Genomic DNA, 14,356 nt, shown 5'->3' on the forward strand with positions numbered 1-14,356 from the left:
AGGGGGTTCAGGATCACCTGGTGGAAGGCCCCGCGCCGGGGCAACCGCACTGACTAGGCTGACGAGGTCAGCACACCTTTCGCGACGGAGGCGGCATGTCGGCCACCCGCTACACCTATCTAGGGCCTGCGGGCACCTTCACGGAGGCCGCGCTGCGGACGCTGCCCGAGGCGGCGACCAGGGAGCTGGTGCCGATGGCCTCGGTGCCGGCGGTGCTGGACGCCGTCCGGGCCGGGGAGGCCAGCGGGGCGTTCGTGCCGGTGGAGAACTCGGTCGAGGGGGCCGTCACGGCGACCAGCGACGAGCTGGCGACCGGCACGCCGCTGATGATCTACCGCGAGGTGCTGCTGCCGATCGCCTTCGCGCTGCTGGTGCGGCCGGGCACGGCGATGGCGGACATCAAGACCGTCACCAGCCACCCCGTCGCCCAGCCGCAGGTGCGCCGCTGGATCGCGGCCAACCTCCCCGACGCCCGGTGGGAGTCGGCCGCCTCGAACGCGGACGGCGCCCGGCTGGTGCAGGAGGGCCGCTTCGACGGCGCCTTCGCCGGTGAGTTCGCCGCCCCGCTGTACGGCCTGGAGCCGCTGGTCAGCGACATCCACGACGCCGAGAACGCGACCACCCGGTTCGTGCTGGTCGGCCGCCCCGGCCGGGTGTCGTCGCCGACCGGCGCGGACAAGACCTCGATGGTGGTCTGGCTGCCGGACGACCACCCGGGCGCGCTGCTGGAGCTGCTCCAGGAGTTCGCGGTACGCGGGATCAACCTGATGCGGATCGAGTCGCGCCCGACCGGCGAGGGCATCGGCAACTACTGCTTCCTGATCGACTGCGAGGGCCACCTCAGCGAACGCCGGGTCAGCGAGGCCCTGATGGGCCTGAAGCGGATCTGCCCGCAGGTGCGCTTCCTCGGTTCGTACCCCCGCGCCGACGAGGGCGCCGGCTCGGCGCGCCGCCCCGGCACCTCGGACGCGGACTTCAGCGCGGCGGCGGACTGGCTCTCCCGCTGCCTCGACGGCCGCGGAGAACTCTGAGCGGTTTATGATCGATTCCTGAGCGAATCCTGACCATCCCGGGATCGCAATTGGATCACCTCGGTCGTTTTTCGACACTCCGGGGAGTTCACCCGGGCGGTGCAGCCACCCGCCCGGGGCGGACTCCCCGGCGGCGTTCGGGGGATGCTCGAGGGACGCTCGGTGGGCGGGCCCTTCGTCCACAGGCCGGACGGTCCGTCCACAGGCGGTGGGGACGGAAAGTTATCCACAGTTATCCACAGGGTTGGGGATGAGTCGACAAACCGGCATATCCACTGGGAGAACCGGTCAGATCATCAGCTAGCGCCGCAGAGTGGGCCAATCGGACCAGAGTCACCCTTGATCCGCTATTTCACCCGTGCGAGTGGAGGAATTCCCTCACCTGAGAAGGTGTATCAAGGTTTTAAACCTCAATTCCTTCGCAGTCGGGCGGCAAGCCCCTCACATTCCTTCGATCCACAGCCGCCGCCGACTTCCTGTGGACAGCGCCCCGCAGAGCCGTTTCCCACAGCAGTTATCCACAGGCTGAGCCGGGTTATCCACAACGGAGATCCGCCCGTCCGCACCCCGCCGACCTGCGACCCCGGCCAGGACGGCGGACAGGATCGCAGATAGCGGGACAGAAAGCGACATAAGGTACGAGCGGCGCGCCGCACTCCCACCCGGGAAACCGGTTCCGGTACCGGGCCCCCGCCCCGGTAGGCTGGGCCCCGTGATTGACCTTCGCCTGCTCCGTGAGGACCCCGACCGAGTGCGCGCCTCGCAGCGCGCCCGTGGTGAGGACGTCGACCTCGTCGACGCCCTTCTCTCCGCCGACGAACGGCGCCGGTCGTCGGGCAGTCGCTTCGACGAGCTGCGCAACGAGCAGAAGACGCTCGGCAACCAGATCCGCAGCGCCCAGGGCGACGAGAAGGCCGCGCTGCTGCGCCGCGCCTCCGAGCTGGCCGCCGAGGTGAAGGCCGCCGACGCCGCGCAGGGCGAGGCCAAGGAGGAGGCCGACCGGCTGCTCCGCTCGCTCGCCAACCTGATCGACCCGGCAGCCCCGATCGGCGGCGAGGAGGACTTCCTCACGCTGGAGGAGATCGGCACCCCGCGCGACTTCGCGGCCGAGGGCTTCGAGCCCAAGGACCACGTCGAGCTGGGCCAGATCCTCGGCGCCATCGACACCGAGCGCGGCGCCAAGGTCGCCGGCTCCCGCTCCTACTACCTGACCGGCGTCGGCGCGCTGCTGGAGCTCGCCCTGGTCAACATGGCGATCACCCAGGCGACCGCCGCCGGCTTCACCCCGATGATCACCCCCGCCCTGGTCCGCCCGGCCGCCATGGACGGCACCGGCTTCCTCGGCCAGGCGGCGGAGAACGTCTACTACCTCGAAGAAGAGGACCGCTACCTCGTCGGCACCAGCGAGGTCCCCCTCGCCGCGTACCACATGGACGAGATCATCGACGCCGAGAAGCTCCCGCTGCGCTACGCCGGGTACTCCTCGTGCTTCCGCCGCGAGGCGGGCACCTACGGCAAGGACACCCGGGGCATCATCCGGGTGCACCAGTTCGAGAAGGTGGAGATGTTCGTCTTCACCACGCCCGAGGAGGCCGAGGCGGAGCACCGCCGCCTGCTCCAGTGGGAGAAGGACTTCCTCACCGCGCTCGAACTCCCGTACCGGGTGATCGACCTCGCCTCCGGCGACCTCGGCTCCTCGGCCGCCCGCAAGTTCGACATCGAGGCCTGGATCCCGACCCAGGGCAAGTACCGCGAGGTCACCTCCACCTCGAACTGCACCGAGTACCAGTCCCGCCGGCTCTCCATCCGGATGCGCGACGAGAAGGGCGTCCGGCCCCTCGCGACGCTCAACGGCACGCTCGTCGCCGTCCCGCGCGTCATCGTGGCCATCCTGGAGAACCACCAGCAGGCCGACGGCTCGGTCGTCGTGCCCGAGGCCCTGCGGCCCTTCCTCGGCGGCCGCACCATCCTGGAGCCCGTCAAGTAGCGGCCCCGCCCGCCGACCCTGTCGGCACCGTCCAGCAACTCCCGGGAGACGTACGGCACATGAGCAACACCAGCCACCGAACCGACGTCTCCCCCGGTGGCGACCTGCCCTACGGGCTGGTCGCCACCGACCTGGACGGCACCCTGCTCAACACCGCCGAGACGGTCTCACCGCGCAACCGGGCCGCCCTCGCCGCCGCCGAGGCGGCCGGGGCCCTGCACATCATCGTCACCGGGCGCTCCGCGACCTGGGCCCGCCCGGTCTTCGACCAGATCGGCTACACCGGGCTCGCCGTCTGCGGCCAGGGCGCCCAGGTCTACGACGCCGGGGCGCACCAGCTGCTCACCTCCGTCACCCTGGACCGCCGGCTCGCCGCCCTGGCCCTCGGCAAGATCGAGGCCGAGACCGGCCCGCTAGCCGTCGCCGCCAACGAGGACGGCCTCGACGGCGCGGTGTTCGCCGGGCCCGGCTACGAGCTCCAGATCGGCTCCGAGCTGCCGCTCGTCCGGGTCGACAGCTCCGAACTGCTCAGCAGGCCGCTCAGCAAGCTCTACATCCAGCACCCCACCCTCGACGACGACGCCCTCGCCACCGTCGCCCAGCAGGTCGCCGGCGACCTGGTCGGCGTCATCATGGCCGGGCCCGGCGTCGTCGAGCTGCTCCCGCTCGGGCTCACCAAGGCCACCGGCCTCGCGGTCGCCGCCCACCGCCTCGGCGTCAAGGCCGCCCGCACCATCGCCTTCGGCGACATGCCCAACGACGTCCCGATGTTCGGCTGGGCCGCCCACGGCGTCGCCATGGCCAACGCCCACCCCGCCCTGCTCGCCGTCGCGGACGAGGTCACCCTCTCCAACGACGAGGACGGCGTCGCGGTGGTGCTCGAGCGTCTCTTCGGCTGAGGCCTGCGGCTGAGACTGACGTGTGCCCGGTCGGGCACCCCGACCGGGCCTACCTGGACTACGCCGCTCTACCCGTACGAGACGTTCGCGCAGGGGTCGTCGTCCGCCGAGCGGGCTGCCGCGCTGACGCTGCTCGGGAGGGCCGTCGGGACGGCCGACGCGGAGGAGTTCGAGCCGCCGCCGGCGCCACTGCCGCCGTTGTCCGCCGCGTAGTCCTTGCCCAGGACGAGGCTGATGCCGGCGTGACTGCTCGACTCCAGGGTCGCGCCGGGGAAGAGCGCGGCGACGGTCTGGGCGGCGGACTTCTCGCCGGGGCCGTACTGGACGACCGTGGTGGCGTGGTTCTGGGTCGAGGCGTTGCCGATGGTGCTGACGGTGAACTTCGAGGCCTTGAGCGAGGCGGCGGCCTTGCTGGTCAGCCCGGCCGTGGTGGTGCCGTTGTAGACGCCGACCCGGATGCCCGCACCCTTGACCGTGCCCGGGTCCGCCGCCTTCGCCACCTCCGAGGGGGTGGCCGGGGCGGACGGCGCGGCGGGCGCCGAGGAGCCGCCCGAGGACGGCGAGGGGCTCTCGCTGCCGCCGCTGGCGTCCTCGCCGTCGAGCGTCCGGTCAGCCCGGAGGGCGCCGAACAGCGCCTCGGTGTCCGACTTGACCAGGGCCACCCGGGGGCCGTCGTAACGCCACGGCGTGGTGATGAACTTGATGTTGTGCAGGTCGATGTCCTTCATCGACATCGCGAAGCTGATCAGCTTGGCCGCGCTGCCGAGGCCCTCGTCGACCACCAGCGACTTGGTCGCCGCGTCGGCCAGCGGCAGGAGCGTGGTCGGGCTCATGCCCTTGCTCTTGACGTCCTTGATCAGCGCGGACATGAAGGCCTGCTGACGCTTCATCCGGCCGATGTCCGAGCCGTCGCCGACGCCGTGCCGCAGTCGCACGTAGTCCAGCGCCTGCTGGCCGGAGACGGTCTGCTCGCCCTTGGCGAAGATCTGCTGGCCCTTGTGCCCGAGGTTGGGGTTGAGATCGCCCTCGTAGATGGCGTTCGGCAGGCAGACGTTGACGCCGCCGATGGCCGCCGTCATCGAGGCGAAGCCCTGGAAGTTGACCACCATCGTGTGATCGACCCGCAGGTTGGTGAGCTTCTCGACGGTGTTCTGCGTGCAGGCCGGGTTGCCCTGGTCGGTGTCGCCGACCGAGAACGCCGAGTTGAACATGGTGTTGGTCTGCTCGGGGGTCCACTTCCCGTTCGGCAGCTTGCACTTGGGGATGGTGACCAGCGCGTCGCGGGGGAAGGAGACGCCGACGGCGTGCTTGTGGTCGGCGTAGACGTGCAGCAGGATCGTGGTGTCCGAGCGCGCCCCGCCGTCCTGGCCGCCGCCGAGGTCCTTGTTGGCACCACCGCGCGAGTCGGAGCCGATCAGCAGGATGTTGATGGGGGTGTGCCCGTTGGCGTCGGGCGCGGCGGCGGCCGGGCGCTCGGCGCTGACGCCGTCCTGGCCGAAGGTGCTGATGTTGCCGTTCAGCTTCCAGTAGACCGCTCCGCCCGCGGCACCGACCAGGGAGAGCACACCGACGGTCGTCCAGACCACGGCCTTCTTGCGGTTCTTCTTCACCCGCTCGCTGGCCGCCGCCCGCGCAGCCGCCCGGCCACCGCTCTCCGGCCCGCCGCCCTGCGGCGGCCGCCCGCCGTTCTGGTTCTGCTGGCCCTGCTGGCCCTGCTGGCCCTGTGCCTGGGCCCGCCGGGCCTCGGCCCGGCCCCCGGGGCGGGGCCCCTCCGCGAAACGCGGCGCGCCCTGGCGCGGCACGTTGGCGTAGGAGGACTCGTACGGGGGGCCGTACGGGGCATCGTCACGCTGCGGCGCGTCACCACGGTACGGGGCGTCGTCGCGCCACCATTCGGCGTCGTGACCGGACGACCCCGTCCTCTGGCCTGACATGCGTACACCCTTCACCAGCCGGCATGAACGACAGCCCACGCTGCCCGCTGGGGCACGCCGCCTTCTCGTACAGACGCGTAGAGCTTCTGCGGAGCATATAAAGGCAACATTGCAGAGTCACGGCCTGGGCTCCCGATTGCACCATCCTCCAACGATTCGGGACCCCGCCGTGACCACGTGTTCCGGGTTGACGCGGGCCGGGCCGGGGTGACGCTGGGGAGGGAGCCCAGGGCCCCGGTTGTAGGATGACCGGGCAAGTGGTTGTAGGATGACCGGACAAGCACTGATGCACAGAGACCGACCGGGAGGGAGAAGCCAGTGAGCAACGAAGGCCTTCAGGCTCCCGGACGGCGCTCCCTGGTCGACGCCGCGATCGAGCAGCTGCGCGAGCAGCTCAGCGCGGGCGCCTGGCCGGTCGGGGGGAAGATCCCGACCGAGCACGAGCTCGCCGAGCGGCTCCAGGTCGGGCGGAACACCGTGCGCGAGGCGGTCCGGGTGCTGGTGCACGCGGGGATGCTGGTCACCCGGCAGGGCGAGGGCACCTTCGTACGGAGCACCAGCGACCCGGCGGCCGTCCTGCGCGGGGTGCAGCGCTCGGGCGTCCGGGACGTGCTGGAGGTCCGGGCCGCGCTGGAGGCCGAGGCAGCCAGGCTGGCCGCGCTGCGGCACACCCCCGAGGACATCGCCCGGATGCGGGCCGCGCTGGCCCGCGAGGCCGAGATCATCGCCAGCCAGCCCGACCGGGCGGGGCGCGAGGCCACCGTCGAGCACGACCTCGAGTTCCACACCGCCGTCGTCGACGCGGCCCACAACCCGGCGCTGGCCGAGATCTACCGGTACTTCGGCGCCTCCGTCCGAGAGTCGATGCGGACGGCCTTCGGCGACCACGAGATGCCCGAGGTCGTCGTCGCCACCCACGAGGCACTGGTCGACGCGATCGAGAGCGGCGACCCCGACCGGGCCGAGGCGGCCTGTCGCGAGCTGCTCGCGGAGCCGACGGCCGCCGTGGAGCAGCTGCTCGCGACCATCGCGGCCCGGAAGTAACGCGCAGCCCGTAAGGCGCAGCCCGCGTCCCGTCCGTCCGCCTTTCCTTTTCCGTACAGAACCGCCCGGAGCGAACCACACCATGACGGTCACCCGTGCCCAGCAGCCGGTCGTCACCCCAGTCGTCCGTACCCGCACGAGGCTCGCGCACCCCGCCCTGCTGCTCGTCGGCATCCTGCTGGTCGCACTCAACATGCGCGCCTGCCTGGCCGCGATCTCCCCGATGGTCGTCGAGGTCCAGCGGACCTTCGGGCTCTCCACCGCCGCGAGCGGCCTGATCACCACCATCCCGGTGCTCTTCCAGGGCCTCGGCGCACCGCTCACCCCCCGGCTGACGCGGCGCTTCGGCACCGAGCGGGTGGTGCTCGGCGCGGTGCTGCTGCTCGGCGCGGGCGTGCTGCTGCGCGTCCTGCCGTCGGTCGCCGCGCTGTATGCGGGGTGCATGGTGATCGGCGTCGCGATCGCCGTCCTGAACGTCTCGATGCCGGGCCTGGTCAAGCGCGAGTTCCCGGCGAAGGCCGCGACCATGACGGGCGTCTACTCGACCACCATGCTGGTCGGCGCGACGCTCGCCGCCGGGGTCTCCGTACCGCTGGAGAAGGTGCTCGGCGGCGGGTGGCAGGCCTCCCTCGGCGCGTGGTCGCTGCTCGCCTTGATCGCCGCCCTCGCCTGGCTGCCGCAGGTGCTGCGCTCCCGGCAGGAGCAGGCCGCCGTCGCCGCCGCGCCGGTCGGCCGGCCCGTCGAGGGCATCTGGCGCTCGAAGGTGGCCTGGCAGATCAGCCTCTTCATGGGCATCTCGTCGCTGCTGGTCTACATCATGGTCGCCTGGATGCCGACGATCCTGGCGGACCACGGCATGGACCGTGGCAAGGCCGGTCTGGTCTTCGCCTTCAGCAACCTCGCCCAGGTCGCGGGCGCCTTCCTCGTCCCGCTGGCGGCCGGCCGGATGACCCGTCAGCGCGGCCTGGCGGTCACCATGGCCGCCCTGAACGCCGCCGGCATCACCGGCCTGCTGCTCGCCCCGGTCTCCGGGGCCTGGATCAACGCCGCCGTGCTCGGTGTCGCCCAGGGCGGCTCGCTCGGCCTGGCGCTGGCCTTCATCGTGCTGCGGACCGGCAGTGCGGCGGGCGCCGCCCAGCTCGGCGGCATGTCCCAGGCCGTCGGCTACCTCGTCGCGGCGGCCGGGCCGGTCGGGGCCGGTGCGCTGCACCAGCTGACGGGCGGCTGGAGCGTGACGCTGCTGCTGATGCTGGCGCTCTCCGCCGTCGCCGCGCTGGCCGGCTGGGGCGCGGGGCGCAACCGCACCCTGTAGAGCCCGGTAGAACCCGACGCCTCCGGCTTTCGACAGAGCGGCGCTCATCCCCAGGTCGCATCCGGACCGGCACCACCGCCCCCGACAATTGGCCGGTGGCCCCCCTCACCTCCCGTAATCCGTTCACAGCCCCCGGCAGCAAGAGCCGGGGGCTGTGGCGCGCGCTCGCGGAGGTGACCGGCGGCGCGTGGCTGATGCTCCTCACCCAGGAGATCCTGCGGGGCCGGGGCCCGTCCGCCGAGATCCAGTTCCTCCTCGGTGCCGTCGTGCTCGCGCTGCTCGCCGTCCGCCGCCGCTTCCCCACGACGAGCCTGCTGGGCATCTCCGTGCTCGTGGGGCTGCTGCCCGCTGCCGGGCTGCCGGCCGCCGTGACCGCGTACACCACGGCCAAGCACCTGCCCGTCCCCCGGCGCCGGGGCACCGTGCTGCTCGCCTCGACCGTGCTGGCGACGCTGACCTGCGCCTTCTCCGCCCCGGCCACCGGGCTCGGCGGCCACCCGTTCGGGCTCGCGCTCGGCGCCGTGCTCGCCGCGACCACGCTGATGGTGCCGGGGCTGCTCGGCAGCTCGGGCGGGCAGGAGGACCGGCTGCTGTGGGCGCTCCGGGAGCGGGCCGCCGCCGCCGAGGCGGCCCGCCGGCTCGCGGACAGCGAATCCCGGATCCATGAACGGTCCCGGATCGCCGCCGAGATGCACGACCTGGTCGGCCACCGGCTCAGCCTGGTCTCGCTGCATGCGGGCGGCCTGGAGATGGCCCTGCGGAAGCAGTCGCCCGAACTGCGTGACGAGGCGGCCTTGGTACGCCGGGCCGCTGCGGACGCGATGCGGGAGCTGCGCGAGGTGCTCGGCGTCCTGGGCCCGCTGGGGCGGGACACCGGGACGGACGCGCTGACCGACACGACCGGCACCCGGCCGGACGTCGAGGCGCTGGCCGAGGAGTCGCGCAGCGGCGGCATACCCGTCGAGCTCAGCTGGGACGGCCCCGACCTGAACGACCGCCCGGCCCAGGTCCGGCGCGCGGTGCACCGGGTGGTGCGCGAAGCGCTGACCAACGTGCACCGGTACGCCGCCGGAGCCCCGGTCACCGTGACGGTCACGCACACCGACCACCGTGTCGAGGTGCTCGTACGCAACGGGCCGCCGCCGGTGGCCCCCGAGGCGGCGACCGGGCTGGGCTCGGGGCGCGGTCTCGTCGGGCTGCGGGAGCGGGTGGCACTGCTCGGCGGCACCCTGGAGGCGGGCCCGATGCCGGCCGGCGGCTTCGCCCTGGCGGCACGGCTCCCGGCCCAGCCGGACCCGGGAGCGAGCCTCGCCGCCGCAGACGCCCCGCCGCGTGAAGCACCGTCCGAGCCGCACCACCTGCACCCCGACCACCTGCACCCCGACCACCCGGACGCCGACCACCCACCCGCCGGTTTCCAACGCCGGGTCGTGCGCGGGCTCAGCGGGTTCCTCGGCCTCGTGGGCATGGGCGTGCTGATGCTGTGCGGCATCTTCCTGGTCACCCAGGCGTTCCCCGAGCCCGACTCCCGCCCTCGCGAGCAGCCCAGGGTCGGGATGTCCCGCGAGCAGGTGGTCGAGGCCGTGTACGGGGACGACACAGCCGTGCGCGCGGCGGCGACGGGCCGGGAGCCGGCCCGCCCGGCGTCCGTGACGAGCTGCCTGTACACGAGGGCTCCGGCCGAGGGCCCCGGCGAGGGAACCAGCCTCGCGATCGCCCGGTACTGCTTCCGTGGCGACACCCTGACCACGATCGACCACTTCACCGTACCGGTGGTGTCGCAGACGCCGCCTTGGGAGTCCCCGTGACCGAGTCCCCCACCTCCGACCACCGCCCGATCCGGGTCCTGCTCGCCGACGACGAGGAGCTGATCCGGCACGGCGTCCGGCTGATCCTGCGTCATGCCGGGGGTATCGAGGTGGTCGGCGAGGCGGCGAACGGCGAGGAGGCCGTGCGGATCGCCGCCGAGACCCGTCCCGACGTGGCCCTGATCGACATCCGGATGCCGGTGCTCGACGGGCTCGCCACGATCGAGCGGCTCGTCGCCCTCCACCCCCGGCCGCAGGTCGTCATGCTCACCACCTTCGGCGACGAGAAGAACGTGACGCGCGCGCTGCGGTCCGGCGCGACCGGCTTCCTACTCAAGGACGAGGGCCCGCAGGAGCTGATCAGCGCCGTCCGGGCCGCTGCTGGGGGCGATGCCGTCCTCTCGCCCGGAGTCACCCGCACCGTCATCGATCGCATGCTCGACGGCGGCGCCGGCAAGCCGGAGGCGGCGTCCCGACCTGGCCCCGAAGAGCGGCTGGCGGCGCTCACCGGCCGGGAGCGCGACGTCCTCGTACTGCTGGGCCAGGGCCTGGCCAACGCGGAGATCGGCCGTCAACTGGGCATCGGCGTGGGCACGGTGAAGACCCACGTCAGTGCCGTCCTGGTGAAGACGGGCGCGGACAGCCGCGTCCAGGCGGCGCTCCTGGCGTACCGGACGGGGCTGCTGTCCTGAGCGCAGCCCCGCACAGCGTCTCTGCCGCAGGGCAGAGCCGGCCGTCCGCCCCGAGGAGTACGCGCGCCCCCGGCCCAGCCCTTCGACGGACGCCTCATTCACGCCCTGCGGCCGACGGTTCAGTGCTGCGGCGCTTCGAGGATGAGAGGTAGTCACACACCTCTTCCCCGTAACTCCGGAGCTGACATGTCGATGCAGGCTGCCGCCCGCGCCACCGAGCTGTGCAAGGTCTACGGCCACGGCGAGACCCAGGTCGTCGCCCTGGACTCGGTCTCGCTGGAGTTCGGACGCGGCCGGTTCACCGCGATCATGGGGCCGTCCGGCTCCGGCAAGTCGACCCTGCTGCACTGCATGGCGGGTCTCGACTCGGTCTCCTCGGGCTCCGCGCAGATCGGCGACACCGAACTGTCCGGCCTGAACGACCGTCAGCTCACCCGACTGCGTCGGGACAGCGTCGGTTTCGTCTTCCAGGCGTTCAACCTGCTCCCCACCCTGACGGCGCTGGAGAACATCACGCTGCCGCTGGCCATCGCGGGCCGTCGGCCGGACCAGCAGTGGCTGGACACGGTCGTGGCGACCGTCGGCCTCTCCGAGCGGCTGAGCCACCGCCCCGCCCAGCTGTCCGGCGGCCAGCAGCAGCGGGTCGCCGTAGCCCGCGCCCTCGCCTCCCGGCCGGAGATCATCTTCGCGGACGAGCCGACCGGCAACCTGGACTCCCGCTCCGGCTCCGAGGTCCTGGGCTTCCTGCGGGACTCCGTACGGGAGTGGGGCCGGACGGTCGTGATGGTCACCCACGACCCGGCGGCCGCCGCCTACGCCGACCGCGTGGTCTTCCTCGCCGACGGCAGGCTCACCGACGAACTGGTCGCGCCGACCGCCGAGGGCGTCCTCGACCGGATGCGGCAGTTCGACAGCAGGGCCCGGACGAGCTGACGCCAACTGCCGCTCTCCCGCCCGGACTTCCGCCACGCACCCCCAGAACTGGGACCACCACCATGCTGCGTACAGCCCTGCGCAACGTCTTCGCGCACCGAGCCCGACTGGTCATGACCGCCCTCGCGATCACGCTCGGCGTCGCCTTCGTCTCCGGCACGCTGGTCTTCGGCGACACCGTCACCGAGGCCCTTCGCGGCGCCTCCGCCAGGAACCTCAAGGACGTCGCCGTCTCCGTACAGGCCGAGTCCGCCCGGACCTCCGACAGCAGGCCCATGGCCGACGCCCGGTCCACCGCGCTCACCGGCGAACTCGCCGACAGGGTCCGGGCCGTGCCCGGCGTCACGTCCGTGCACGCCGTCGTCAACGGCACCGCCACGCTGGCCGCCAAGGACGGCCGACCGCTGAACGCCGACAACAGCTGGCAGAACCTGGCGCTCAACTACTCACCGGACACCCCCGCCACCGACCGGGACAGCCGCTTCCCGATCAGCGCCGGACGCGGCCCCACCGCCGCCGGGGAGATCGCCCTGGACCGCCGGACCGCCGAGAAGGCCGGCTACCACCTCGGCGACACCGTCCGCTTCGCCACCCAGGGCCCCACCCTCACCAAGACGCTGGTCGGCACCGTCGACACCGACGACCCGCGCGTCACCGCAGGCGGCAGCCTCGCCCTCTTCGGCACCGGCACCGCGCAGCAACTCTTCCTCCAGGCAGGCCGGTTCGACGAGCTGACCGTCGGCTCCGCCCCCGGCACCGACGACCAGCAGCTCACCAACACGATCCGCGCGCTGCTGCCCACCGAGGGCATCACGGTCACCAGCGGGGCCCAGCTCGCGCACGAGCAGGCGCAGCAGATCGCCGAGGGCACCAAGGACCTCACCCGGATGCTGCTGGCCTTCGCCGCGATCGCGCTGTTCGTCGGCGCCTTCGTCATCGCCAACACCTTCACCATGCTGATCGCCCAGCGGAGCCGCGAGACCGCGCTGCTGCGCGCCGTGGGGGCCTCGCGCCGCCAGGTCGTGCGCGCGGTCCTGGTCGAGGCCGGGCTGCTCGGGCTCGGCGCCTCCGCGGCCGGGATCGCGCTCGGCATCGGCATCGCGGCCGCCATGAGGCCGATCCTCGACGCGGGCGGCGCGGGCCTGCCGGACGGCCCGCTGGTGATCTCCCCGGACGCGCTCGTCCGGTCCCTCCTGGTCGGCGTCGGCGTCACCGTGCTCGCCGCCTGGCTGCCGTCCCGGAAGGCCGCGAAGATCGCGCCGGTAGCTGCTCTGACCAGCGTCGACCAGCCGCCGGCCAGGCGCGGCATGCTGCGCCTGGGCAGCGTCGGCGGGCTGCTCACGGGCGTCGGCATCCTCAGCCTGCTGTACGTCTCCACGCAGCAGAACGGGTCCGACAACAACCTCAAGACCGCCGGGCTCGGCTCACTGCTCACCCTGACCGGCATGGTCGTGATCGCACCGCTGCTGTCCCGGCCGCTGATCCGGCTCGCTGGGGAGGTCACCAGCAGGCTGTTCGGCGTCAGCGGCAAGCTCGCCCGGGAGAACGCGCTGCGCAACCCGCGCCGGACCGCCGCCACCGCCTCCGCCCTGATGATCGGGCTCACCCTGATCACCGGCCTGAGCGTGACCGGCAGCTCCATGAACGCCGCTCTCCGGGCGGCGGCCGTGGCGGGTCTGACGGCGGACTACAAGGTGTCCAACGCCGGCTCCGGCGGCATCGACCCCGCCCTCGCCGCCGCGGTCGCCGAAGTCCCCGGCGTCGCGGAGTCGGCGCCCGTCGCCGCCTCGTACCTTGGTGTGCGCGGCAAGTTCGCCTCGCTCACCGGCGCGGAGCCGCAGCGGCTCGCCGCCGTCTCCGACCTGAAGTTCAGCAGCGGCTCGCTCGCGGACCTCGGCCCCGGCAGGGTCGCGCTCTCCGACAAACTGGCCGGGGACACCGGCCTGTCGAAGGGCGACACCTTCCAGGGCACGCTGGGCTCCCGCAGCGACCGGAAGGAGCTGACCGTCGTCGGCGTCTACCGGCAGACCCGTGCGGTCGGCGGCGTCATCGGCACCATGGCCGACGTCCTGCCGTACGCGGACGGTGGGCGGCTCGACAGCATTCTGGTCAAGGCCGCGCCGGGCCGGAGCACGAGCGGCCTCGACCGCGAGATCCGCCAGGCCCTCGGCAACAGTCCGCTCCTCCAGGTGCAGGACCAGGAGCAGTTGACGAAGGCGCAGTCCGGCCAGATCGACGCGATGCTCGACATGATGTACGGCCTGCTCGGCATGACCGTCGTCATCGCGGTGTTCGGCGTCGTCAACACCCTGGCCATGTCGGTCTTCGAGCGGACCAGGGAGATCGGGCTGCTGCGCGCGATCGGCCTCGACCACCGGGGTGTCCGGCAGATGGTGCGCCTGGAGTCCGTGGTGATCTCGCTGTTCGGCGCGACCCTGGGCATCGGCACCGGGATCTTCCTCGCCTGGGCGTGCGGGAGCCTCGCCAGGTCCTCGCTCGCGCAGTACGAGATCGTGCTGCCCTGGGCGCGGCTCGGGCTGTTCCTGCTGCTCGGCCCGGCGATCGGGGTGCTGGCTGCGGTCTGGCCGGCCCGGCGGGCGGCCCGCCTGAACATGCTGCTGGCGATCAGCGCGCAGTAGCGCGGGCGCAGGCTCGCCCGGGTTGCGCTGTCGGCTTACTGGGGTGTGATTTACCGTCCGGGTGAGCGAAGTTGGGG

10 protein-coding genes are annotated in these 14,356 nt (G+C 72.5%); 9 read left to right on the plus strand and 1 reads right to left on the minus strand.

The annotated features are described in order from the left end of the window. Positions 1-95 precede the first annotated feature (95 nt). The 3 genes from pheA (at position 96) to ACR68M_RS15220 (ending at position 3,917) form a co-directional block, all read left to right on the plus strand. A complete protein-coding gene (gene pheA / locus ACR68M_RS15210; RefSeq protein WP_441251029.1) occupies positions 96-1,031 on the plus strand; it encodes a prephenate dehydratase in 936 nt (311 codons plus the stop codon). Between the two features lie 712 nt (positions 1,032-1,743). Continuing rightward, a complete protein-coding gene (gene serS / locus ACR68M_RS15215; protein ID WP_441251030.1) occupies positions 1,744-3,018 on the plus strand; it encodes a serine--tRNA ligase in 1,275 nt (424 codons plus the stop codon). 59 nt (positions 3,019-3,077) lie between these two features. After that, positions 3,078-3,917, plus strand: a complete 840-nt coding sequence (locus ACR68M_RS15220) for an HAD family hydrolase (RefSeq protein WP_441251031.1) — start codon at positions 3,078-3,080, stop codon at positions 3,915-3,917. Between the two features lie 68 nt (positions 3,918-3,985). On the opposite strand, the gene ACR68M_RS15225 is transcribed toward ACR68M_RS15220, so the two are convergent. Next, positions 3,986-5,851: an LCP family protein gene (locus ACR68M_RS15225; protein ID WP_441251032.1), complete on the minus strand. Its 1,866-nt coding sequence runs from the start codon at positions 5,849-5,851 to the stop codon at positions 3,986-3,988. Positions 5,852-6,169: 318 nt separating this feature from the next. Here ACR68M_RS15225 and ACR68M_RS15230 point away from each other — a divergent pair, with 318 nt between their 5' ends. From ACR68M_RS15230 to ACR68M_RS15255, 6 genes are all read left to right on the plus strand, one after another. Continuing rightward, positions 6,170-6,895: a FadR/GntR family transcriptional regulator gene (locus ACR68M_RS15230; RefSeq protein WP_441251033.1), complete on the plus strand. Its 726-nt coding sequence runs from the start codon at positions 6,170-6,172 to the stop codon at positions 6,893-6,895. Between the two features lie 82 nt (positions 6,896-6,977). Continuing rightward, the gene (locus tag ACR68M_RS15235; RefSeq protein WP_441251034.1) at positions 6,978-8,207 is read left to right on the plus strand and encodes an MFS transporter; all 1,230 of its coding nucleotides are present in this window, start codon (positions 6,978-6,980) and stop codon (positions 8,205-8,207) included. A 95-nt stretch (positions 8,208-8,302) separates the two neighbouring features. Then, positions 8,303-10,015, plus strand: coding sequence for a sensor histidine kinase (locus ACR68M_RS15240; protein ID WP_441251035.1), 1,713 nt, complete (start codon positions 8,303-8,305; stop codon positions 10,013-10,015). Beyond that, positions 10,012-10,707 (plus strand): response regulator, encoded by a 696-nt coding sequence (locus tag ACR68M_RS15245; RefSeq protein ID WP_441251036.1) that lies wholly within the window; start codon positions 10,012-10,014, stop codon positions 10,705-10,707. Before ACR68M_RS15240 ends, ACR68M_RS15245 begins: the two co-directional genes overlap by 4 nt. A 186-nt stretch (positions 10,708-10,893) precedes the next feature. Then, complete coding sequence (locus ACR68M_RS15250; protein WP_441251037.1) at positions 10,894-11,640, plus strand: ABC transporter ATP-binding protein; 747 nt, start codon at positions 10,894-10,896, stop codon at positions 11,638-11,640. Between the two features lie 62 nt (positions 11,641-11,702). Next, the gene (locus tag ACR68M_RS15255; RefSeq protein ID WP_441251038.1) at positions 11,703-14,279 is read left to right on the plus strand and encodes an ABC transporter permease; all 2,577 of its coding nucleotides are present in this window, start codon (positions 11,703-11,705) and stop codon (positions 14,277-14,279) included. Positions 14,280-14,356 lie beyond the last annotated feature (77 nt).

The organism is Kitasatospora sp. McL0602, assembly GCF_052076145.1.
Taxonomy (GTDB): Bacteria; Actinomycetota; Actinomycetes; order Streptomycetales; family Streptomycetaceae; genus Kitasatospora.

Excerpts from the sequence above, each read along its gene's own strand:
- ACR68M_RS15250 (WP_441251037.1), top strand. The coding sequence starts at position 10,894 with ATGTCGATGCAGGCTGCCGCCCGCGCCACCGAGCTGTGCAAGGTCTAC.
- ACR68M_RS15225 (WP_441251032.1), bottom strand. The coding sequence starts at position 5,851 with ATGTCAGGCCAGAGGACGGGGTCGTCCGGTCACGACGCCGAATGGTGG.
- ACR68M_RS15220 (WP_441251031.1), top strand. The coding sequence starts at position 3,078 with ATGAGCAACACCAGCCACCGAACCGACGTCTCCCCCGGTGGCGACCTG.
- ACR68M_RS15235 (WP_441251034.1), top strand. The coding sequence starts at position 6,978 with ATGACGGTCACCCGTGCCCAGCAGCCGGTCGTCACCCCAGTCGTCCGT.
- pheA (WP_441251029.1), top strand. The coding sequence starts at position 96 with ATGTCGGCCACCCGCTACACCTATCTAGGGCCTGCGGGCACCTTCACG.
- ACR68M_RS15255 (WP_441251038.1), top strand. The coding sequence starts at position 11,703 with ATGCTGCGTACAGCCCTGCGCAACGTCTTCGCGCACCGAGCCCGACTG.